Annotated in this window: 19 protein-coding genes and 1 pseudogene; 12 read left to right on the top strand and 8 right to left on the bottom strand. The window is 69.6% G+C overall.

Annotated elements, in window-relative coordinates:
* Positions 1-260 precede the first annotated feature (260 nt).
* From AB0N06_RS25110 to AB0N06_RS25120, 3 genes are read right to left on the bottom strand one after another with little or no spacing between them, the layout of a single operon-like run.
* Positions 261-1,514, bottom strand: coding sequence for an NAD(P)/FAD-dependent oxidoreductase (locus AB0N06_RS25110; RefSeq protein WP_366136920.1), 1,254 nt, complete (start codon positions 1,512-1,514; stop codon positions 261-263).
* Positions 1,511-2,947, bottom strand: a complete 1,437-nt coding sequence (locus AB0N06_RS25115; RefSeq protein WP_366136921.1) for an NAD(P)/FAD-dependent oxidoreductase — start codon at positions 2,945-2,947, stop codon at positions 1,511-1,513. The genes AB0N06_RS25110 and AB0N06_RS25115 overlap by 4 nt, the downstream gene beginning before the upstream one ends.
* Positions 2,944-3,168, bottom strand: a complete 225-nt coding sequence (locus AB0N06_RS25120; protein WP_366136922.1) for a hypothetical protein — start codon at positions 3,166-3,168, stop codon at positions 2,944-2,946. The genes AB0N06_RS25115 and AB0N06_RS25120 overlap by 4 nt, the downstream gene beginning before the upstream one ends.
* 348 nt (positions 3,169-3,516) lie before the next feature.
* Between AB0N06_RS25120 and AB0N06_RS25125 the strand changes: the two genes are divergently transcribed.
* Positions 3,517-4,278 (top strand): DeoR/GlpR family DNA-binding transcription regulator, encoded by a 762-nt coding sequence (locus tag AB0N06_RS25125; RefSeq protein WP_366136923.1) that lies wholly within the window; start codon positions 3,517-3,519, stop codon positions 4,276-4,278.
* Between the two features lie 193 nt (positions 4,279-4,471).
* Here AB0N06_RS25125 and AB0N06_RS25130 read toward each other — a convergent pair whose 3' ends face one another.
* Entirely contained in the window at positions 4,472-4,933 is a 462-nt protein-coding gene (locus AB0N06_RS25130) for a hypothetical protein (RefSeq protein ID WP_366136924.1), read from the bottom strand.
* 420 nt (positions 4,934-5,353) lie between these two features.
* Between AB0N06_RS25130 and AB0N06_RS25135 the strand changes: the two genes are divergently transcribed.
* On the top strand, positions 5,354-6,208 hold the full coding sequence (locus AB0N06_RS25135) for a hypothetical protein (RefSeq protein ID WP_366136925.1): 855 nt from the start codon (positions 5,354-5,356) through the stop codon (positions 6,206-6,208).
* Between the two features lie 80 nt (positions 6,209-6,288).
* Here the strand turns inward: AB0N06_RS25135 and AB0N06_RS25140 are convergent, their stop codons facing one another.
* The gene (locus AB0N06_RS25140) at positions 6,289-7,056 is read right to left on the bottom strand and encodes an SDR family NAD(P)-dependent oxidoreductase (protein WP_366136926.1); all 768 of its coding nucleotides are present in this window, start codon (positions 7,054-7,056) and stop codon (positions 6,289-6,291) included.
* An 834-nt stretch (positions 7,057-7,890) separates the two neighbouring features.
* Between AB0N06_RS25140 and AB0N06_RS25145 the strand changes: the two genes are divergently transcribed.
* The 7 genes from AB0N06_RS25145 (at position 7,891) to AB0N06_RS25175 (ending at position 14,381) form a co-directional block, all read left to right on the top strand.
* Positions 7,891-9,072: an ATP-binding protein gene (locus AB0N06_RS25145; protein WP_366136927.1), complete on the top strand. Its 1,182-nt coding sequence runs from the start codon at positions 7,891-7,893 to the stop codon at positions 9,070-9,072.
* Positions 9,069-9,908: a roadblock/LC7 domain-containing protein gene (locus AB0N06_RS25150; RefSeq protein WP_366136928.1), complete on the top strand. Its 840-nt coding sequence runs from the start codon at positions 9,069-9,071 to the stop codon at positions 9,906-9,908. The genes AB0N06_RS25145 and AB0N06_RS25150 overlap by 4 nt, the downstream gene beginning before the upstream one ends.
* Positions 9,901-10,293, top strand: coding sequence for a DUF742 domain-containing protein (locus tag AB0N06_RS25155; RefSeq protein WP_366136929.1), 393 nt, complete (start codon positions 9,901-9,903; stop codon positions 10,291-10,293). Before AB0N06_RS25150 ends, AB0N06_RS25155 begins: the two co-directional genes overlap by 8 nt.
* 3 nt (positions 10,294-10,296) lie before the next feature.
* Positions 10,297-10,857, top strand: a complete 561-nt coding sequence (locus AB0N06_RS25160; RefSeq protein ID WP_366136930.1) for an ATP/GTP-binding protein — start codon at positions 10,297-10,299, stop codon at positions 10,855-10,857.
* 10 nt (positions 10,858-10,867) lie between these two features.
* The gene (locus AB0N06_RS25165) at positions 10,868-12,247 is read left to right on the top strand and encodes a cytochrome P450 (RefSeq protein WP_366136931.1); all 1,380 of its coding nucleotides are present in this window, start codon (positions 10,868-10,870) and stop codon (positions 12,245-12,247) included.
* A gap of 104 nt (positions 12,248-12,351) precedes the next feature.
* Positions 12,352-13,599 (top strand): cytochrome P450, encoded by a 1,248-nt coding sequence (locus AB0N06_RS25170; RefSeq protein WP_366136932.1) that lies wholly within the window; start codon positions 12,352-12,354, stop codon positions 13,597-13,599.
* Positions 13,596-14,381 carry an enoyl-CoA hydratase/isomerase family protein gene (locus tag AB0N06_RS25175; protein ID WP_366136933.1) on the top strand — a complete coding sequence of 262 codons (786 nt, stop codon included), beginning with the start codon at positions 13,596-13,598 and terminating at the stop codon, positions 14,379-14,381. The genes AB0N06_RS25170 and AB0N06_RS25175 overlap by 4 nt, the downstream gene beginning before the upstream one ends.
* Positions 14,382-14,570: 189 nt before the next feature.
* Here the strand turns inward: AB0N06_RS25175 and AB0N06_RS25180 are convergent.
* Both AB0N06_RS25180 and AB0N06_RS25185 read right to left on the bottom strand, forming a co-directional pair.
* A pseudogene (locus tag AB0N06_RS25180) lies at positions 14,571-14,840 on the bottom strand (SDR family NAD(P)-dependent oxidoreductase); the annotation flags it as partial.
* 120 nt (positions 14,841-14,960) lie between these two features.
* The gene (locus AB0N06_RS25185; RefSeq protein WP_366136934.1) at positions 14,961-15,563 is read right to left on the bottom strand and encodes a helix-turn-helix domain-containing protein; all 603 of its coding nucleotides are present in this window, start codon (positions 15,561-15,563) and stop codon (positions 14,961-14,963) included.
* A gap of 65 nt (positions 15,564-15,628) precedes the next feature.
* Here AB0N06_RS25185 and AB0N06_RS25190 point away from each other — a divergent pair, with 65 nt between their 5' ends.
* The 3 genes from AB0N06_RS25190 (at position 15,629) to AB0N06_RS25200 (ending at position 19,720) form a co-directional block, all read left to right on the top strand.
* Positions 15,629-16,645, top strand: coding sequence for an ATP-binding cassette domain-containing protein (locus AB0N06_RS25190; protein ID WP_366136935.1), 1,017 nt, complete (start codon positions 15,629-15,631; stop codon positions 16,643-16,645).
* A complete protein-coding gene (locus AB0N06_RS25195; RefSeq protein ID WP_366136936.1) occupies positions 16,642-17,490 on the top strand; it encodes an ABC transporter permease in 849 nt (282 codons plus the stop codon). The genes AB0N06_RS25190 and AB0N06_RS25195 overlap by 4 nt, the downstream gene beginning before the upstream one ends.
* A gap of 124 nt (positions 17,491-17,614) precedes the next feature.
* Positions 17,615-19,720: an MMPL family transporter gene (locus AB0N06_RS25200; RefSeq protein ID WP_366136937.1), complete on the top strand. Its 2,106-nt coding sequence runs from the start codon at positions 17,615-17,617 to the stop codon at positions 19,718-19,720.
* 103 nt (positions 19,721-19,823) lie between these two features.
* On the opposite strand, the gene AB0N06_RS25205 is transcribed toward AB0N06_RS25200, so the two are convergent.
* Positions 19,824-22,241: a GTPase-associated protein 1-related protein gene (locus tag AB0N06_RS25205; protein WP_366136953.1), complete on the bottom strand. Its 2,418-nt coding sequence runs from the start codon at positions 22,239-22,241 to the stop codon at positions 19,824-19,826.
* Positions 22,242-22,351: the final 110 nt, after the last annotated feature.

Genomic DNA, 22,351 nt, shown 5'->3' on the forward strand with positions numbered 1-22,351 from the left:
TCCCCGGCTGGTGGCCACACTCATCTCACCCAGCTTCGCCCCGGTCACAGTGAGGTGTGGCTTTCCGCCGGCGCGGCCCCCAGCCAGGGTCTTGTACGACTCAACCGCCCCCCACACACGGTCATTAACAGGACGGATTCCATGGTGAGTTGGCGACAGTTGAGTACGCGAGCCCACCAGTATCAACCTCCGATTCATCCGCCGGGGGTGGGGCGGGCGTGAGGGCGGCGGCCTGTCCTGGGGGCCGGCTGCGGTGCCTGCTATTGCAGGCCGATGTGGACTGGACCGCCGGTGGGTGACACTCCGTCGAGCACGCTGGAGGGGACGCGGAAGACGCGGCCGGGTGCGGCGGGCCAGGTGAGGGTGCGGCGGGTGACGGTCCGTCCGTCCTGGCGGACGGTCACCCTGGGGAAGCGGACGAACTCGTCGGCCCACAGCAGCAGGCGGCCTCGTGCGGGCGCCGGGTCACCGGGTCGCAGGATTTGGGGGGCGACCCAGCGGAAGGGAGCGTCGGCGATCAGGCGGACACCCTCGGTCGGCTGTCGTTCGCTGTTCAGGTGGTTGATGATCTGTTGGGCGACGTGCTTGCCGTCGAGGGCGGCGACGTCGGCGGTGTCGACGGGGTGCAGCACGTTTCCGGCGGCGAAGACGCCGGGGCGGCTGGTGCGAAGGGCGGTGTCGGTGAGGGGGCCGAGAGTGCCTTCGTCGAGGGTGATGCCAGCGGCGCGGGCGAGTTCGTGGTCGGGGATCCAGTCGCCGGTGAAGACGACGGTGTCGCATTCGACGGTACGGCGCCGGCCGGTGTCGAGGTGTTCGATTTCGACGGCCTGGCAGCGGCCTTTGCCGATGACGCGGGTGACGCGGGTGCGGGTGGCGACGGGGACGCGCAGGACGGTGCGTCCGGCCGCGTTGAAGGCGGCGTAGGACTCCGCCTTCGGGTACTGGCTGACCATGAGGGCGGGAGTGCATCCCGCTTCGCGCAGGGTGACGGCCGCGGACCAGCTGACGAGTTCTCCGCCGACGATGACGGCCCGTTTGCCGACGGGCTGGTGGTGGAGGTGGACGAGGTTCTGCAGTTGGCCGGTGGTGTAGACGCCGTGCGGGCGGTCACCGGGGATGCGGCGTGCGGTGCGCGGCCGTTCGCGGGCGCCGGTGGCCAGCACGATGGACCGCGCGCGGATCCGGTAGCGGCCGTCGGGGCTGGTGACGTCGACGGTGTCGTCGTCGGCCCAGCCGGTGACCATGGTCCGGGTGCGGATCTCCGCTCCGGCCTGGGTGGCCTGCCGGACGAGGTGGCGGGCGTAGGCGGGGCCGGACATCACGCGGTGCAGGTCGCGCAGACCGTAGCCGGTGTGGTCGCTGTGCCGGGGAATTCCGCCGGCGGCCTGCTCCCGGTCGACGACGAGGACGTGGCCGGCCCGTCGGCCGGCCAGCTCGGCGGCGGCGGTCAGACCTGCGGGTCCGCCGCCGATGATGAGGACGTCGGGCGTGATCAGGGGCGGCTGGTGGGTCATCGGGGGTCCTTGTGCTGGCGGCTGCAGCCGTCGTGGGTGTGGTGCTGTTCGCGCAGGGCCGCGACGGCTGCGCCGCAGAAGAAGCCCTGGCAGCGGCCGTTCATGGCGCGGGTGCGCCGACGCAGTCCTTCCAGGTTGTGGGCAGGTACGGGGGCGTGGCAGGCGTCGCGGATCTCACCTTCGCTGACCCGTTCGCAGAAGCAGACGATGGTGCCGTAGGCGGGGTCGCGGGCGATGAGGCCGGCATCCTGGTAGGGGCGCAGGGAGGCTTCGCCGATGTTGGGCATCTGCGGGGGCTCGGGCAGGTCGCTGCGGGTGCGCAGGGCCAGGCCGGCTTCCTCAAGGAGCGTGCGGGCGTGTTCGGCGATGGCGATGCCGGCGGTCAGGCCGGTGGAGCGGATGCCGCCGACGAGCAGGTAGCGCTGGTGCGGGGTGGCTTCGATGAGGTAGTCGGGGTGGTCGATAGCGGCTCGCAGGCCTGCGTAGCTGGCGGTGACTTCCTCGGCCAGCAGCCGCGGCATGAGGCGCTCACCCTTGGTGAGGAGGAAGTCGTAGCCGTCTTCGGAGGTGCCGGTGTCGGTGCGGTCGGTGAGGTCCTCGGCGGTCGGGCCGAGCATGACGTTGCCGTAGATGGTCGGGGAGATCAGCACGCCCTTGCCGCGGGAGGACGGCACCGGCAGGACGATTTTGTCGACCATGGGGCGGGCGAGCTTGTCGAAGACGAACAGCTCTCCGCGGCGGGGCGTGACGGTGAAGCGGTCATGGCCGAAGAGCCGGTCGATGTGGTCGGCCCCGAGGCCGGCGGCGTTGACGACCCAGCGGGCCCGTACGTCACCGGCCGCCGTGTGCAGGGTGGTCGCCTCGTCCCCCTGGTCGATGCCGGTCACGGCATGCCCCAGCAGGATCGTGGTGCCGCGTTGCTGGGCGTCGGTGGCCAGGGCGAGGTTGGTGGTCCAGGTGCAGATGATGGATTCGTCGGGAACGGTCAGGCCGCCGAGCACGCCTTCTCCGAGGTCGGGAAGCGCGCGGTAGACCTCGTCGGCGTCGATGATGCGGCAGTGCTCGTAGCCGTTGGCCTCGGCCATTTCCTTCAGGCCGGGCAGCGCCTGGAGCTCTTCGTCGTTCCACGCCACCAGCACGGCACCGGTGTGTTCGACGGGGATTCCGGTGGCTTTGGCGTAGGCGCTCAGCAGGTGGTAGCCGCGGGCGACCAGCCGGGATTCGAGCGTGCCGGGTTTGGCGTCGAAGCCGGTGTGCAGGATCGCGGTGTTGGCCTTGCTCGTGCCGTCGCCCACGTCGTCGCGGGCCTCGATCAGCGCGACGGAGACTTCGCAGCCGGACAGTTCGCGCGCGATCGCCGCGCCGACGATGCCTCCGCCGATCACCGCGACGTCGAAGACGTCGTTGTGGGGACGGTGGGGGGTGGCGGTCATGAGTGATCTCCCTCGGTGGCGCAGGCCGTGGCGGCCTTCGCCCATGTGGTGCGGAACTCCTCGGCCCGCTCGGTGGACCAGCGGGGCTCGTAAACAAAAGTCGGCTGCCAGTCGCCGACGGCCTCTTTGAGACTGAGTGCGGGCTCGAGGGCGCAGCGGGCCAGGGCGGCTGCGCCCAGGGGGGTGGCGTGGGCGTGGGGGTAGATTCGGCATGCAGGCACGCCCCGCGCGCGGGTCTGCTGGGGGCCTGTCTGCTGTTGGGGCGGCGGGGGTGCGATGGTGCGCGCGGCCGTACCCGGGGCGGTCGACAACCCGACTCGTGACCGTTCTTGTGGATTATTGACTGCGAGTTACTGGAAGTGTGGACCTTTGCCTGCTCGGCGTCAAGGGTTGGTCTTCGCGTAACGCGCCGGACAGGCCTGGCGCACTCACCCAGGCCCCACCAACAGCGACAGGAAGGAAGGGGAAGCCTGGCAGGAGGAGGCGCGACGACCTGATCGAGGCCGCCTGGACCGTAGAATGCAGTCACAGATCCACAAAAACGGTCACCCTTCCAAAGGAGACAGGTCGTGCTCGCCGCCGAGCGCCATCGCAGAATCGCCGCCGAAATCGCCCGGCTCACGTTCGTCACCACCGACGATCTGACGACACTGCTGGGCGTCTCCCACGAAACGGTCCGCAGGGACCTCGCCCTGCTCGAGCGGCGTGGCCGGCTCTCCCGGGTTCACGGCGGCGCCACCAGCCCTCAGGCGCCGGTCGGAGAAGAGGCACCCTTCAGCGAACGCAGCGGCGCCCTCGCTTCGGAGAAGGAAACCATCGGCCGCGCGGCAGCAGCACTCATCCAACTCAACCAGACCGTCGTCATCGACGTCGGCACCACCGCTTTGGAAGTCGCCCGCGCGCTGCCCGCCGACCACGCCGGGGTCATCGCCACCCCCTCACTCCTCGTGGCCGCGGAAGTCAGCACACGCCCCCGAGTCGAGGTCCTGGTCAGCGGCGGCCGGATCCGAGCCGGCGACCTCGCCTGCTCCAACGCCCAAGCGGTGGAATTCTTCAGCAACCTGCGCGCGGACGCCGTCTTCCTGGGATCCGGCGGCATCGCCCCCTACGGGCTCACCGACTTCCACCTCGACGAAGTCGCCACCAAGCGAGCCATGCTCGCCAACGCCTCCCACCGTTACGTACTCGCCGACTCGAGCAAGTTCGGCCGCACAGCCGCCCACCGCGTATGCGAGCTGAACGGCTTCGACTCCCTCATCACCGACAAGCCATGCCCGACCGAACTGCACACCGCCCTCGACCGAGCCGGCAGCACTGTCATCGTGGCTTGAAAAGGCGGGAACCGGTCATGCCGCGACGTCCTCGTCGCGGACCTGGCCGGCACCCACCGCCGGCGTCGCGGGTCGGACCTTCGGGAACTCCGCGCCTCCGGCCGCGTATCCCGTCAGTTCACCAGCTGACCGCTCCCGGTACCCGGCGTTCCGGTCCTCGCCAAGGGCCGGGTACGCCTGCTCCCGCAGCCGGTCAGTCGTCCTCGGGGCTCTCGGGGCGCAGCAGCGGGTGGGCGACGCCGGGAAACACCCGCGCCCTGACCACCGGCTCGGCCGCCCCGCCCTGGACCACCGTCTCGGCGACACCCCAGGGGCGGCCGTGCAGGACGACGGTCAGCGTGTACGAGGACGAGCACCCCATGCAGTCGTACCGGTCGGCCCAGGTCTCCACATCCGTGACGCTGCCGGGGTAGCGCGCCACATGCCGGTGCCGGGCATGGCAGTGGTCGCAGGTCTCGCCGGGCTCGCAGGTCCCGCCGCAGGGGCACGGAACGTCGAGCGAGTCCGCCGGGCGCCAGCGCTGCGTGAGGACGGCGTCACGGGTGGCGCCCATGTCCTTCATCGCCTTCAGGTTGCGGGCGGCGACGTTGTACGACTCGCCGGTGGCGGCCATCCGGTCGCGGATGACGTCTTTGCGTCCGCGGTTCGTCGTCATCGGTTCCTCAGCTGTTCCTACGGGGTCACGCAGCCCGCAAGGAGGTCCACGAGATCGGCAGGTTCCACGGTACCCGGCGCCACGGGCGGCTCGTGCCACCTGCCCGGCCGGAGGCGGACGCTCAGGACGGGGACGGTTCGGGGGTGAGAGCCTCACGGCCGATCCTGCTGCCATGCGAGCGCCGCTTGCCGCTGGCCTTCGATGCCGGATGTGCGGTGACACGGCCGCTGGACAGACTGCCACTGGAGTTGACCTGGGTGAGGGTCGGTAAGGTAGCGATCTTCGGGCGGCTCAGCTCCCGGAGTCCTAGAGGCGACTGCCCATGAATCTCCGCCCGGTGCCTGCTCGTTCCGATACCGCGATACACCACGTGTGGCGGCTTCCCGTTGCAGATGCCGTGCGGGGGCACCGAGCCCTCTGGTGGAGCGTCGGGCCGCCGGGCAGCTTGCGGTCCTGTTGGTCCACCGGCGCTACCTTGATCGCAACCGCTACCCCAAGGGGTGGATCGGGCAGAGGCCGGACATCCCGTTCACCGGTGAATTGATCACCATCACAGCGCAGGAGGAACGGCGCACCCTCGTGACGGACATTCGGATTCGGCCCAGCCACCTGGCCCTCGCCCCGGATTCCCGATTCCTGCTGGTGAGCGGACGTACGTTCCGAAACGAAACCGAGGGCCCCTGGGCGCCCAACGCGGTGGTGTTCTCCCCATCAGGTACACCTGAGGCCGAGTTCTGCGTCGGTGATGACATTCCCGCCCTGGTCACCGATGTCCACGGAGGCATCTGGGCGGCTTACGGCGACGAAGGCATCTACGGCGGCCACCCCGAGTCAGGAGCGGGCCTCGCGGGCTGGGACACCCAGGGCCGGACCTGCTGGGCTCCCAAGGGCCGGCTGCCCGACCACCCACTGGAAGGATGCACCGCCGCGACCGAGAACGAACGGGTATGGCTCGTCCGGTACTCCGGCAGCAGCAGAGGCGGCACCTTCCTGACCCGGATCACTCCGTCCACCGGCGAGGTGACCAGCTATCCCAGCCCCGTCCCCGATCCGGACGGATTCGCGGTCCGCGGCAACCGGGCAGTACTCACCCGCCGGAACCACAACAAGCGGTCCGTCGAGCTCACACATGCCGAGCTCAATGGCACCACCTGGGCAGTAACCAGCCGGCGTCGGCTTCGAGTGCCCGGTCGAGTCGTCCTGCGCTGCGGCCAAGGCCGCGACGGCTCCCTCTGGCTCCGCGCAGGCAACACCTGGCTGCGCATAGAAGCATGAACACCGCGACACCATCTCAGCCGGTCCCCACGTCGATGGCAGACGGTCCAGGTTCGACTTCACCGGAGGTCAAGAGGAGCTCAGTCCACCGGCCCGCCGGCCACATAGATCACCTGGCCGGAGACGAACCCCGCCCCGGGGCTCACGAGGTAGGACGCCGTATGGGCGATGTCCTCCGGCTGGCCCACTCTTCCGACCGGAATGGACTGCGCCGCGTTGCGCTGGAACTCCTCGAAGCCGAGGCCCAGCCGGCGGGCCGAGGTCCTGGTCATGTCGCTCACCACGAAGCCCGGGGCGATCGCGTTGGCGGTGATGCCGTGCCGGCCGAGCTGCAGGGCGAGTGACTTGGTGAAGCCGAGCAGACCCGCCTTTGCGCTGCCGTAGTCGACACGGGCGGCGTCACCGACCGCGGAGATGCTCGACATGGTGACGATCCGCCCCCAGCCGGCCGCGATCATGTGCGGGGCGACAGCCCGGGTGACGAGGAACGGGCCGCGCAGATTGACCCCCAGGACCGCATCCCACTGATCCGTGGTCATCTCCACGAGATCGGCACGGGGACCGACGCCGGCGTTGTTGACCAGCACCGTCGGCGGGCCCAGCTCGGCGGCGACCCGGGCGACGGCGGCGGTCACCGCCGCTTCGTCCGCGATGTCGGCGGCGACCGCCGTCGCCGACCCGCCGTCGTCCTTGATGGCCTGCACGGTGCCCGCGCAGTCCGCCTCGTCCAGGTCGATCACACCGACCGCCAGGCCGTCGCGGGCCAGCTGCCTGGCCACCGCGGCACCGATACCGCGTGCTGCGCCGGTCACAATGGCCGTGCGTGGAAGATGAGTCGTGTAAGTCATGGGCTCAAGTTCACGACATGGGCGCACTGTTGCCAACCGGATTGGCCCGGGCCTCCACGATCAACCAGGACACAACGGACGGCGGTTCCACCGCCCCACCCATGTGCGCGGCCTCTAAATACTCCAGCCAGGCCTGATCGCCGCTGAGACCCGGGGGAAGCGGGCGCGTGGCTTGCGTTCACATATCGATCAGGATGAGGCGAATGACGGCCGGCGCCGGGCATGTGTCCACGATCTCCCCTGCGCGCTCCGGCAGCATGCGGGGACGTCCGGACGGGGGTGTGCGGCAGTAGCGTCCCCGGACGCAGACGGCATCCGAGCGCCGTCGCGACGAATCCGGGCGGTTCGCGGCGTGCGTACGCCGCTTGGGGACGGCACGACTGTGAAGCGGCCGAGCCGTCGCCGGGCATGCAACACGCACCCCGCACCTATGAACTGGGCGCTACCACCTGCCGATGAGGTACTTCAGTGGTCCAGTCGCCGCTGCCTCAGAACGATGTGAGAGATTGTCAATCCTCTTGTGAAGAACCGATTGACGGATCGGTCTCGAGAGGGGTGACGGACGGCAGATGGGGGGCGAAAGGTCAGGTAAACCCGCTGTTGCGGCAGATGTGTTGGGCGTATGCGGCGCCATACCAGGCGTCCGAGGAGGCGAAGGTCCGGTGATAGCATCCCGGCATCTGTGATCTTGATCCACTTGACGCAGATGCTGATTTGCGATCGGCGGCAGGCTCTGCGCTTAACAGCAGGTGAACCGTGCCGATCAGCTGTGTTGCGGGTCCTCGCGAGGTGCATCCGCAGCCGTCCGCAGGCCATGCGCCGGGAAAGGTTTCCATGAGTCGAGACGCACTTGCGTGGTGCTTGGTTGCGGTGGCGGCGATAGCCGTTGTCGCGGTCGTGGCACTCGTCGCCCGCAATAGAGCGCTGGGGGCGAAGAAGCAGCATACCGAGGCCGAACTGAGGCAGCAGCTACTCACGACAGACAGCCACCTGCACTCGTCGCGCGCCGAGCTGCAGAGGTTCCGGAACGAGCAGGACGCGACGCTCCGCGAAGCCAAGGAAGCGGCGGAGGAGAACACCAAGGCCGTCCTCAAGGGTGCCGCCAGCTTCCTGCAGAGCCTCGCGGCCGAGCAGACGACACTTCTGGACGGCATCCAGCACAAGTACGGCGGACACGCGGTCCTCAGCGACCTGTTGGACGTCAACCACGCCAACGCCCAGATGGCGCGCAAGGCTCAGGGCATCGCCGTCATGTGCGGTGCGCCGCTCGGCCGTCGCAACAGGCCCGCCAGCGTCTACGACGTGGTGCGCAGTGCCCAGGGCCAGATCCGCAACTTCCACCGGGTCACCATCATGCAGCAGACCGGTCTCGCCCTGAAGGCGTCCGCGGTCGCGCCCGTCGCCCTCGCCGTGGCGGAGCTGCTCGACAACGCTGCCAGCTTCTCGCAGCACGACGCGCCGATCGAGGTGACGTTCCAGCGCGTCCAGAACAACCTGTGCATCGTCATCGACGACGCCGGTGTCAGCATGAACGACGAAGAGCGGCAGCGGGCGACCGCGCTGCTCTCCGGAGAAGTCGCCCCCCGTCTGTCGCAGCTCGGGACTCAGCCGAAGTTCGGCTTCCCGGTCGTCGGCCTGATCGCGCGTCAGCACGGTTTCAGGGTGGACGTCACCGGAGTCTCCCGATACGGCGGCGTCAGGGCCGTCGTCCTCTTGCCCGAGGAGCTGTGGACCATGGAGGAGATGCCGCCCGCCCAGGAGGCTCCGGTCAGCAATATCCGGCGCGCCACCGAGAGCCGGCCCCAGAGCGCGACGTCGCGCACGATGCACGGTCTGCCCAAGCGCGGCGCACGCCAGGCGCCCATCGCGAGCGTCCCCGATCCCGACACCACCTCGCCGGCGCCGCGGACGGAGACAGGCCGCGCTTCCGGGCGCAGCCTGGGGGCCTTCCAGCGCGGCACGCTCTCCGGCCGCAACCTTGACGCCACCTCGCCCGAAGGGTCCGAAGACGCATGACCGCAGACCTGTCGTGGATGCTCGAGGACATCGTGCACAACGTGCCCCGTGCACGGCACGCCGTCCTGCTGTCCGCGGACGGCCTTCCTCGCGGCGCGACGGAGGGCCTGGCCGAGAAGGATGTGCGCACCATCTCCGCCGCCATGGCCGGGATGCAGTCGCTCAGCCGGGCGACGGCCCACTTCGCCGGACCGGAGGAGGACCGGCAGTGGAACCAGACCATCATCGAGTTCTCGCATGGCTGGAGCTTCCTGATCGGGGCAGGGCAGGGCGCCTACCTCGCCGCCGCAGCCGCCCCCGATGTGGACATGCAGCAGATCTCCTTCCGCATGCACCGCCTTGTCGCCCGGCTGGGCAACAACCTCACCTCGCCGCCGAGGGTGAGCGCCGAGGACGCCGGAGTTGCGCGGGGGAGCTCCCCCCGGCAACAGAGCTCCGGTGACGCGGGATTCGTCCTTGGCGAGCTCGACCAGGTGATGTCCGAGGTCAAGGGTGCCCGCCACGCGGTGCTGCTGGGATCGGACGGCCTTCCCCGCGGGGCGACCAACGGGATGAGCCGCGACCTCGCGGACACGATCTCCGCGGCCATGACGGGCATCCACGCCTACAGCCGGGTCACCTCCCAGTTCGCGGGGGTCCTCGAGGACGCGGAATGGCGTCAGACGGTCATCGAGTTCCAGCACGGCTGGATCTTTCTGATGGCGGCCGGCCCCGGTGCCTTCCTGGCCGCTGCCGCCGAACACGACTGCGACATAGAGGAGTTCACCACGCGTCTGCACGAGGTGATTCCCAGACTGACCACAGCGACACCGGGGAAGGGGACAAGCCATGCCTGACGGGCCCGAGCAGGATGAAGAGCTGGAACTGACGTCTCCGTTAGTCCCCCTCTTCGTGATCACGAACGGACGAGCGCTGCCCCCGGACCACGAGTACGGGCACACGACGCTCGTGACGGCGGCGGCAGAGCACGGGCCGGTCGCGGCGCGCACGCTGTCCCCGGAAGCGGGGCAGGTCATGGACCTGGTCGCGAACGGCTTCCTGTCCGTGGCCGAGGTGGCAGGACACACACACCTGCCCCTGGGCATCGTCCGCATCCTGCTGGCGCAGATGGAGGAGGACAGTCTCATCCTCGTGAGGAGACCGGTACCGCGCGCCGAAGGAGTCGACAGAGAACTGGTCAGTGCCGTGCTCGAGGGCCTGAAGAATCGATTCGGAGCGTAACGCGTGTACTTGGATCCAGATGTCTCCCACGCGGTGAAGATCCTCATAGTGGGGCACTTCGGGGTCGGCAAGACCACCTGCATCGGCAGTCTCTCCGAGATCGAGCCCCTACGGACCGAGGAAGAAATCACCGAGGCCAGCGTGGGCTTCGATGACCTGTCGGGCACACCCGACAAGAAGACCACCACCGTCGCCATGGACTTCGGCCGGCTCACCCTCAGCGACACCTTGGTGCTCTACCTCTTCGGAACGCCCGGCCAGGAGCGCTTCAAGGAGATGTGGGAGGAGCTCTCCCGGGGCGCCCTGGGCGCGCTGGTCCTGGTCGACCCGGAGCGACTGCACGAGTCCTTCCCCGTCCTGGACCTCGTCGAACGTTTCGGCCTGACGTACGCCATCGCCGTGAACCACTTCGAGGGCACCACGCACTACCCGCTCGACGAGGTGCGCGAGGCCCTGAACCTCACCGCCGAGACCCCTGTCGTGGAGTGCGACGTACGGGACGAGAACTCCTCGGCGCAGGCCCTCATCACCCTCGTGAAACACCTCATGTCCCAACTCGGCTAGGAGCGCAGGAATGCAACAGCCACGTGAACCGCAGGAGATACCCCCCGGCTGCCCCGCGCACGGGAACGTCCAGATGTACGGCCCCTCGTTCGGAGCCGACCCCGACAGCCACTACGAACAGCTGCGTTCGTTCGGTCACAGTGCGCCCGTGGACATCGCCCCCGACGTCCAGGCCGAGCTCGTCACCAGCTACGACGCCGCTCTGCACGTCCTGCAGAACCCCGCCTCCTTCGTGCGCGACTCCCGTCGCTGGAACGCCCTCAACGAAGGGCGCGTCCCGGCCGACAGCCCGGCACTGCCCATGATGGGCTACCGCCCCAACGCGCTCTTCAGTGACGGTGCGGCACATGCCCGACTGCGTCAGGCCGTTACCGACAGTCTCGCCACGGTCAACGAGCACCAGCTCATCAGGCAGACACAGCAGTCCGCCAACTACCTGATCAGCCAGTTCAGTACCGACATCCGCGGCCAGGCGGAGCTGATGGCCGAATACGCCCAGCCGCTGCCTCTGCTGGTCTTCAGCGACCTGTTCGGCTGCCCGCCCGAGATCGGCGACCGCGTGATCGCCGGGATCAGTGGCATCTTCGAGGGCACACCCGGGTCCGACGAGGTGCTCGGCGGGGCGCTCACCGAGCTGATCGCCCTCAAGCGGCGGCGCCCGGCAGCCGACCTGACGACGCGTCTGATGGGGCACGCGGCCCAGCTGAGCGACGAGGAGGTGCTGCACCAGCTGGTCACCCTGCTCTCCGGTGGCACCGCTCCGCTGGCCGCGGCCATCGGCACCAGTAGCGCCCTGTACCTCGGAGAGGACTGGCAGGTCGGCCTCCCGGTCGAGGACGCGGTCTCGCAGACCCTCTGGAACTATGCGCCGATCGCCAACTACGCGGCCCACTACCCGACGCACGACGTCGAGCTCGGCGGCAGGGTGATCCGGGCCAACGACCCGATCCTGATCTCGTTCGCCGCGGCCAACACCGACCCGAAGCTGACCGATCACCGCGAACAGCTCAGCGCCAAGGCGCACTTGGCGTTCGGAGCGGGCCCGCACGCCTGCCCCGCCAAGGACCCGGCTTTCATGATCGCCGTGACTGCCGTCGAAGCACTGCTCAACCGGCTTCCCGACGTCGAGATGCGTGTCCCGTTCAAGGCGCTCACCTGGGCGCCGAGCCCGTGGAGCCGCTTGCTGGTCACCCTCCCGATCCGTTTCACCCCGAGGGCTGTTCCGCAGGCAGCCGAGTCGGCCGGATCGAACGCGGTCCAGATGCCCCAGCAGCAGACAACCGCCTCCTCGCCCTCCACCGCCGGACCCTCGCGTACGAACGCCAGTTTCGCGCCGCAGCCCAAGGGTGGACTGTTCAGTCGCTTCCTGGCGTGGACCAGGGGCGAGTGAGGCAAGAGTGATTTTAGTAACCTCCTGAATACTCAGTGGTAGTGGATGTTTTAACGATCATGAGGGTATGCATGGCGGCTGGTTCTCAGAAAGGATCCGCCACCATGGCGATTGCCATAACTCCGACGTACGACCGCCGCGCGTCCGCCTCCCTCTTCTCCCGTCTGCGGACGGCCAGAGGGCAGGCCGACCCCTTCCCGATATATGCCGAACTCCTCTCGCGGGGCGAGGTGGTGCCCGCCCCCTGGGGCGGCTCCGTCGTGACGGGCTTCGCCGCCTGCGACCAGGTTCTGCGCAGCCGTCAATGGCTGGAGCCCGACCGGAAATGGCGGGAGAGCCAGGGGCCTGGGACACGCTGGAACGCACCCTCCTCGCGCGAGATGGGCAACACGCTCGCCGCGCTCAACCCCCCGGACCACACCAAGGTGCGACGGGCGGCGGGCACCTTCGACCGAGCCACTGTGGAGGGCATCGGCCGGAATGTGAACCGGACCGCGGAACGGCTCCTCGACGCCTTCGCGGATCGAATACGCACCGGCGAGGCGGACTTCTCGGAGCTTGTCTGCGAGGAGCTGCCGGTGGCCACCATAGGTGACTGGCTCGGCCTTCCGCAGGCCGACTGGCCCAGGCTCCGGCAGTTGACGCACGATCAGGTCTTCACCCAGGAGCTGCTGCCGTCGGCCAGCCAGCTGGCATTGTCCGACGCGGCCACGGCCGAACTCCGCACCTATTTCATGGACCTGGTGCGTGATCGGCGCTCGCACCCCGGTGATGACCCCGTCACCCGGTGGATCCAGACGTGGGACGCGATCGAGCCCGACCAGGACAAGGCCGACGAGGCGGTCTACTTCCTGGTGTTGTTCTTCCTGCTGGCCGCCCTGGAGACCACCGCGACCCTCCTCTCGACGATGACACTCCGGCTCGTCGAAAGCCCGGAACGCTGGGACATGATCGCCGACAACCCGGACCTCGTACCCGGGTTCGTCGAGGAGACGCTCCGCTACGACCCGCCCACCCACGTGATCAGCAGGGTCGCCTCGCAGGACTCCGTGCTGGGAGGCATCGAGATCCGCCGCGGCGAGATGGTCCACCTCATGGTCGGAGCGGCGAACCGAGACCCGGCCAGACACAGCGACCCGGACCGGTTCGACCCCGAACGCACGCCCGGCCACCTCGCATTCAGCGGCGGCATCCACTACTGCCTCGGCGCGCCGCTGGCCCGCCTCGAAGCCCAGACCCTTCTCCGCCAACTGACCCGGCGCCTTCCCCGCCTCACCCTCGTACGCCCCCCGTCGATGGCGCCCCGTGTGGCGTTCCGGCGCCTGCTGAACCTGGACGTAGCCCTCGCATGACCGAATCGACCCTCACCCCCGCACACGCCCGGACCGCTCCCAAGGCGATACACGCCGAGCAGGACGGCCCCGTACTGCATGTCCGCCTCAACCCCTGGGGGCAGGACGACACGTTGGACGCCGCAGTTCTCGACGACCTCACCACGCTGCTCGACGACCTCCACGAGAGACCCGATGTCCGGATCCTGACGCTGTCGTCACTGGGTACGGACTTCTGCCTGGGTGCCGACCGCAACGAGTACCAGGAGGCACTGGCCGCCGATCCGTCCGGAGTGGCCCTGCGGCGCATCGCCGACAAGGCGCACCGCCTGTGCCAGGCCCTGGAGAACACCCACGCGGTCACCATCGCCCGGTTGCACGGGCGGGTCATAGGCGCGGGTCTCGCCCTCGCCTCCTTCTGCGATCTGCGCGCCGGTGCCGACACCAGCCGCTTTCGCATGCCGGAGGTCGGCATAGGGCTACCGCCGGCGTGGGGCGGCGCGATGGGACGCCTGGTCTCCGAGGCCGGCACCTCCAGGATTCGCGAGCTCATGCTCACCTGCGACGTCTTCGACGCCGACACGGCCCACCGTATCGGTCTGCTCCACCGGACCGCCCCACTCGACCAGTTGGACAAGGTGATCGATTCCTGGACCAGGCCCCTCGTCCGACGCTCGCCCGAAGCGCTCGTCCTGACCAAACGGATGCTGGCCGGCTACGCACGGGCGGACAGGACGGCAGACGTCTCCCTGCTCGACTCCCATCTCCTGGCAGCCACTCTCCACCAGCACGCAAGGGGCTGATCCTCCCAGGCTGATGCGAGCGCCCGGCCCGCCACGGGTCGCCGAGGCATGGGGACGGGTGCCTCGGCGCGTGTGGCGGGCACAGTGCGCGCGGCGAGGTGCCCGACCACTCGCGATCGGGTCGGGCACCTCGCCCTGCGCTCGCAACCCCAGCGGCTAGGACTCCAGCTGGACTTCGGTGTATGTCCTCACCAGCACCGTCGGAGGACCCAGCTCGGCGGCGACCCGGGCGATGGCTGCGGTCACCGCCACCTCGTCCGCGACGTCGGCGGCGGCCGCCACCGCCGACCCGCCGTCGTCCTTGATGGCCTGCACGGTGCCCGCGCAGTCCGCCTCGTCCAGGTCGATCACACCGACCGCCAGGCCGTCGCGGGCCAGCTGCCTGGCCACCGCGGCACCGATACCGCGTGCTGCGCCGGTCACAATGGCCGTGCGTGGAAGATGAGTCGTGTAAGTCATGGGCTCAAGTTCACGACATGGGCGCGCTGTTGCCAACCGGATTGGCCCGGGTCTCCACGTTCGGCCAGGACACGACGGGCGGCAGGTTCTCCACCGCCACAGTCGGGCGGCCCACAGCTTCTAGCGATGCGCCTCCCCGCCGCAGAGGTGCAGTGCGCTTTCCAGACACAGCGCCTCTGCCTCGTGGGTGGTGAGGCGCCCCGTTGCGATTTCCTCCGCGGCGGTGTGCTGGAGACCGAGGACGGCGGCTGCGAGCCAGGCCGCGGGGAGTGACGGGTCGAAGTCGCCCGTGTCCTGGCCTCGCTGGATGAGCCGTTCGAGCCGCGGGGGCACGAAGTCATGGGGGTCATTGTGGGGCCGCGGGATCCGGGCCGCGGTGGCGTTCAGCACAAGGGGATAGCGGTCGATGAACCGCCAGCCGGCGCCGAGGAACTGGGCCAGCGACTGGGCGGGCGGCGCGGTGTCGAGGCCTGCGTCGTCGAGCAGGGCGGCGTATTCGGCGGCCGCGACCTCGACGAGGGCGGCGACCAGGGCGTCGCGTGAAGAGAAGTGCGCGTAGACGGTCTGGCGTGTGACACCGGCCGTGGCGGCGATGTCCTCCATACCCGCGTCGGGCCGCTCGCCGAGCACGACCCGGGCCGCGTTGAGGATGGCGTCGATGCTGCGCCGGGCGTCGGACCGGCGGCGGCGTGGCGGCGTGGCAGTGTCATACGAGTCAACCATTCCAAGAATGATATGCCTTCAGCCATAACCTTGACATGCTGTAATAGATAGCTAACTCTTACGGCATGTCAAAGAAAAGCTCGGGTGGGGATCATCCGGCGATCGAGGCGCGCGGTCTGGTCAAGGTCTACGGAGAGAACCGGGCGCTGGACGGGATCGACCTCACGATCCGGCGCGGTCAGGTGTTCGGGTTCCTCGGCCCCAACGGGGCGGGCAAGACCACCACGATCCGCATCCTGGCCACGCTGACCCGGCCGGACGGCGGCACCGCCCGCGTCCTCGGCCATGACGTGCTGACCGAGGCGGACGCGATCCGTTCCCAGGTGGCGGTGACCGGCCAGTTCGCCTCCCTCGACGAAGACCTGACCGGATACGAGAACCTGCTGATCCTCGGACGGCTCCACGGCTTATCCCGGGCCGCCAGCAGACAGCGCGCCGACGACCTGCTCGTCGCGTTCGCCCTGACCGGCTCGGCCGGCCGCCCAGTGGGCGCCTACTCGGGCGGCATGCGTCGCCGGCTCGACATCGGCGCCAGCCTGATCGTCACCCCCGATCTGCTGTTCCTCGACGAGCCGACCACCGGGCTGGACCCGCGGAGCCGCAACCAGGTGTGGGAACTGGTCCGCCGGATTGCCGCGGCCGGTACCACGGTGCTGCTCACCACCCAGTACCTCGATGAGGCCGACCGACTCGCCGAGCAGATCGCGGTCATCGACAACGGCCTCATCGTGGCCGAAGGCACCAGCGCCGAGCTCAAGTCCCGGGTCGGCTCGGGCACTTTGCACCTTCGGCTCCTCGACGGCGAGCAGCGTCCGCAGGCGCTGCAGATCCTGGCCGGCGCCCTGGAGGGGACGGTCCGGCTCGCCGCCGACCCGCTCTCGCTGTCCATGCTGCTCGCCACCCGGCCCGACGCCACGGACGTGGGCCGGCTGGTCGGGCGCGTCATGACCCGGTTCTCCGACGCCGGGGTGGGCATCGCCGATCTCTCCCTCGGCAGGCCCAGCCTGGACGAGGCCTTCCTCGCCCTGACCGACCACCGGGCCGGTCCGGCCACCATCGACCACCAGGGCCTGACCGCATGAGTCCCCCTGCCGCCTCCACGCGCCCCGCCACGGCGGAGGCCGACCCGATCGACGCCCTGCTCGCCGCGGGACGCTTATGCCGCCCTGCCGGGGCACTCGCCGCCTCGGCCACCTTCGGCAGGCGCGCCATGCTCAAGATCAAACACGACCCCAAGCAACTCGTGGACTCAGCTGCCATTCCGATCCTGTTCACCGTGCTGTTCACCTACCTGTTCGGCGGTGCCATCAGCGGTTCGACCGGCGACTACCTCAAGACCCTCCTGCCCGGCGTGCTCAGCATGAGCATCGCCATCGTCACCATGTATGGCGGTGCCCGTCTCGCCCAGGACGTGCGGAGCGGAGCCTTCGACCGCTTCCGCGGACTGCCGATATGGCGCGGCGCCTTCGTGCTCGGCGGTCTGCTCAGCGATGCGGCGCGCTACCTGTTCGCCTCCGCCATCGTGGTGGTCCTCGGTCTGATCATGGGCTACCGCCCCGACAACGGCGCGCCCGGCGTGCTCGCCGCGGTCGCCCTGGTCATCGCCTTCGGGCTCTCGCTGTCCCTGCTGTGGGCCGCGGTCGCTCTGGCAGTCCGGGACCCGGCCGTCGTCATCAGCATCGCCAACGCCGCGCTGATCCCGCTCTCGTTCGCCAGCAACATCTTCGTCCAGCCCAGCACCATGCCCGGCTGGCTCCAGGCCTTCGTCGACGTCAACCCCCTCAGCCACGTCGCGACCGCAGCCCGCGACCTGATGAACGACACCGGCGGCGCCGGCGGCGCGGTCACCTGGTCCCTGACCGCGACCGCTGTCATCACCGTCGTGTGCGCCCCGATCACGCTGCGCCTCTACAGCAAGCAAGGCTGAGAGGCGATCCGACACAGATCCGTGCCGGGCCTGACAGGACGGATCGGCACGCTGCGGCACATGAACATCCACCTTCCCCAGGCAGTCGGCACCCGCTTTGTCCGAACCCTTCAGTGGAGTTTCCATGCGAGTATCAGCAATTCCGTCCGGCCGGAGGGCCAAATGGGCCGTCCTCGTGTTCTGGATCGGTCTGCTGGCGGTCGCCGGCATGTTCAGTGGCAAGTTCGACAGCATCGTGAAGAACGACGTGGGCACGTTCCTGCCGAAGAATGCCGAGTCGACGCAGGCCATCGAACTGGCGAAGAAGTTCACGCCGGACGTCAGCTCGGCGGTCGTCATCTACGAGCGCGCCGATGGTGCCGTCACCGCGGACGACCAAGCCGTGGCCGCGGCGGACGCCCGGCGTTTCGCAGGGGTGGCCCACGTGACCAAGCCCATCGTCGGCCCGGTGGTCGCGAAGGACGGCCGGGCGATCGAGCTCGTTGTCCCGATCACGTCCGGGGGCGCCGGGCAGACGGGCTCGGACGAGACCGCGGCCGCCGTCAAGGAGATGCGGTCGATCCTCGCTTCCCATCCCGGCCTCATCACGCACGTCACCGGACCCGCGGGCTACGCCGCGGACCGGGCCGACGGGTTCTCGGGTGCCGACAAGACGCTGCTCCTGCTCACGGTCGCGATCGTCGTCGTCATCCTGCTGCTCACCTATCGCAGCCCGGTGCTGTGGATCGCCCCGTTGATCTGCGTGGGTGTGGCGTTGGTCGTCGCACAGGCGACGATCTACCTCTTCGCCCGGTACGGGGGTCTGGCGGTCAAGGGAGACACCCAGTTCATCCTCACCGTGCTGGTCTTCGGCGCGGGCACCGACTATGCGCTGCTGCTCATTGCCCGCTATCGCGAAGAACTGCGCCGACACGAGGACCGGCATGAGGCGATGGCGGTCGCCCTGCGGCGCGCCGGGTCGGCCATCCTCGGCAGTGGCGTGACGCTGATCCTGAGTCTGTTGTGTTTCCTCGCGGCCGAGCTCAACTCGACCAAGAGCCTGGGGCCTGCGATGGCCATCGGCGTCGCGAGCGCCCTGGCCGCGATGGTCACACTGCTGCCGGCTCTCCTCGTCATCCTCGGGCGCTGGGTGTTCTGGCCGGTCCGGCCGACGTTCGGCTCGCCGGAGCCGGTGGAACGGCGCACGTGGACATGGATCGGGCGCGTGGTGTCCCGTCGGCCGCGTGCCACCTGGATCGGTTCCTCGGTCGTGCTCGGTGTGCTGGCGCTCGGCCTGATCGGGTTCACGGCGGACAACATGCAGATGAAGGACTCCTTCACCAGCAAGCCCGAAGCCGTCATCGGTGAGCAGGCGATGGCCCTGCACTTCCCGGCGGGCGGCGGCGATCCCGTCCAGATCATCGGCTCCGCCGGCGCGGCCGAACCGCTACGGTCCGCCGTGGCCGCCACACCCGGGATCACAAACGTCACCGCGCCGGTGGTGAAGGACGGCTACGTCTACCTGGAGGGCACGCTGACGGCCGCCTCGAACACCAAGACGGCGTTCGCGACGGTCGACCGGCTGCGTGACGCGGTGCGCGCCGTCCCCGGCGCGGAGGCCAAGGTCGGGGGAGGCAACGCCTTCAACCTCGACTACAGGAGGGCCGCCGAGCACGACCGGGCCGTGCTGGTCCCACTCGTCCTGGTCGTCGTGGCCCTCATCATCGGCGTGCTGCTGCGAGCCGTCGTCGCGCCGCTGGTCCTGCTCGGCACCGTTGTGCTGTCGTTCGCGGCGGCGCTCGGTGTGAGCGCCCTGACCTTCAAGCACATCTTCGGGTTCGCCGGAGCCGACCCGGCGATCCCCCTGTGGATCTTCGTCTTCCTCATCGCCTTGGGAGTCGACTACAACATCTTCCTGATGACGCGGGTGCACGAGGAATCCAAGGCGCACGGCACCCAGCGCGGAGCGCTGCGCGGCCTGAACGCCACCGGCGGCGTGATCACATCCGCGGGCATCGTGCTCGCCGGGACCTTCGCCGCGCTCGCGACGCTGCCACTGGTCTTCGCCGCGGAAATCGGCTTCGCGGTCGCGTTCGGCGTACTCCTCGACACCTTCGTGGTGCGCTCCGTCCTCGTCACCGCCCTGACGTACGACATCGGTCGCCGGATGTGGTGGCCGAGTGCCATGAGCCGCGAGGAGACGGAGAACGATCGCGAGGAGCCGGCGCTGCCCTTGCTCACCTCACGGTGAATCCTCTGTGACCGGGCGGGGCCGGGTCACCCGAGGCAGCCTCGATCAGGGCGGGCGCCTCGGCGTGATCCAGGCCCCGCCACGTCCTCGTAGCCGCGCCCTCCTACGACCGCCGCACCCGCGCCGTCAGCCGGCTGCCCAGTCGTCTGCCGAACGGGCCCGGCCGGTTCCAGGCCCGGAACGCATCTGCCGTACGGCTGCTCCCCGTGCGCTCGGCGGCCCGCTCCACCGCCGTGATCTCGCTACCGGACAGGCCGCGTACCACCGGACGCAGTACTTCCTCCAGCAGCGCGGCCCGGGTCTCGTTCCAGGCCCGGCCCGCGTGCGGGTGGGCGCTCCAGACGGTGAAGCAGTCGGCCACGTACGCCGGGTCGGAGCGCAGCCGGGCCAGAATGTCGCCGTGGCGGGCCGCCCGGCCGTAGGCCGCGATCAGGTCCGCGTCGTCGCTGTGCACGAACGCGTACAGCTCCGCGTCGGGCCGGTCCCGCGCGAGCAGACTGTGGGCGAGGGCGCCATAGGCGTGCTCCAGCACGGTGGGCTCCACCGGTTCGGCGCGGGCACGCAGAGCCATGGCACGGTCGGGCCGGCCGGGCGCCGACTCACCGGAGCTGACGGCGCGGGCGAAGTCCAGGAGTTGCAGCGCACCGCGGACCCGTGCGGAGATCTCCTGAGGGAAGCAGCGCAGCAGATCGTGGGCGAGTTCCGCCGCCTCCTCGTCGTCGGAGGGCGCGTGAAGTGCCGCGTCGACGAGGTGGGACCACGTACCGGCCGTCCGGTGCGAGTCCGAGCCTGACTCGCCGAGCAGAAGCCTGGCTTCGCCCGCCGTCGGGGTGGCGTCGCCCCAGATCAGCGCGACGGCGGTGCGCAGGACCAGCGGTTCCGCGAACGGCGAGAACCCGGCGGCGCGCAGAACCGTGTGCAGCGCCATGATGCGGTCGGAGCCCTGCTCCTTCGCGCGGGGCGCCTCGGCGCACATCCGCAGATGCGGCAGTGCCTGCGCGCCGGTGAAGGGGAGGGCGACGCGAGTGAGGAGCTCCTCGGCGGCGGAGGGGGCGGCCAGGGCGAGTCGATCGAGTTCGCCGAGGAGCGCCGTGCGGACATCGAACTGTTCGTCCAGGAGGTCGAGCAGCGCGGGGACGCTGTCCGGCTCCGGAGCTGCGAGCAGCGTCCCGGCTATGTGCTGCGCCACGGACGGGAGTTGTTCGGTGAGGTCCATGTCGAGCAGACGGGCGATCCGGAGCAGCTGCACCAGGCGTCCGATGGCCGCCCCGCCCATGGACTCCGTTGCCTCCGAGGTGAGTTCGGCGAGCAGGTCCGGGCCGAGCCCGTCAGCCAGTTGCTTCACGGCGGCGGGCTCGGCGAACGCCGAACGCGCCGGGAGTGTCAGCGCGGCGTCGCTGCACCGAACCGCCTCCGTCACCAGCAGTGCGGCGAGCGGCGCCGTGGTGGTGGCAGGGGCACGTCCTTCGAGCCCTGCCAGCAGCCGGGCCACGGAAGCCGATTCGGAGGCGCTGCGGTCGTCGGCCGGTGCTGTGAGTGCGGTGGTCAGCCGGTGCATCTGCTGCTCGTTCAGCGCGTACAGTCGCTCGCCGGCCCAATCGGCTGCTGCGGCACGCCCGTTCGGGCCGAGTGAGATGCCTGCGTGCAGTGCGGTGAAGGCGAGTGGTCCAGCGGCGAAGGGTTCGCCCGGCAGCGTGGCCGCTGCCCGGAACAGTTCCGGTGCGCGGCTGCGCCAGACCCGGGCGACGGTCTCCGCCCAGGTGTCGTCCACCGGGCCCTCCGGAGCGCGGCCGGCACACATGTGCACACGGAAGCCTCGGCCGGTCAGCTCGTGTGCGTCGTCCGGCAGTACGCCGATGACCTGGTGCGGGGAGTGCGCCGGGCGGCGGGTGTACGTGGTGAACGTCAGCCGCTGGGCGTGCTCCGGCGGGAGCACGGCTGCGGCCAGCGCGATCCACCGGGCCACGTCCGCACTCTGCCGCTCCACGAGGACGAGCTGCACCGACGACGGTTTCTCGCTCACCCGGCGCAGGTCGGCGAAGACCGTCGCGAGCCAGGGGCTGCGGGAGACCGCGAAGTCGTTGAGTGCCTCCTGCCCGAAGGCGGCGGAGGCGGGCAGGGCGGATATTCGGTCCAGTGTGCCGCTGTCCGGCGTGGTCGAAGCCCAGCGCGGCGACCGCCACGCCGTGATCGGGAGTGCGTCGCCCGGCAGGCGCGTGCCGGCCGGCAGATGTACCGCATGCGCGTGGAAGTGACCGGCGCCGGAACCGCCCAGTGCCACGGTGCGGCTGAGCAGATGGCTGCCGTCGGAGAGCGCGCTGAAGCTGAACGTCTCGGGAAAGGACCGGAGTTCGACGTTCGTGGGGTGATACGGCGCCCCGGCCGGAGGCTCGTAACCGAGCAGCTTCTCCGCCTCGGTCAGCACCGGAGTGGGTATGCCACCACCGACCGCAGTGAACCGTGCGCCGACCCCGTCGTCCCCCGCAGAGGCAGAGGTGTAGTGCAACTGCGCGAGGCTCATGGGCCGGCCCTCTTCGTCCTTGCCGCGTACGTCCCCGTGTGTCAGCACGCCCCGCCTCGTCGGCCGTCCGTCGTGGAACGGCCGCCCGGGCGCGGCGACGACCCCGGCGG

This window comes from Streptomyces sp. NPDC051020 (genome assembly GCF_040683105.1).
In the GTDB taxonomy this organism is placed as follows: Bacteria; Actinomycetota; Actinomycetes; order Streptomycetales; family Streptomycetaceae; genus Streptomyces.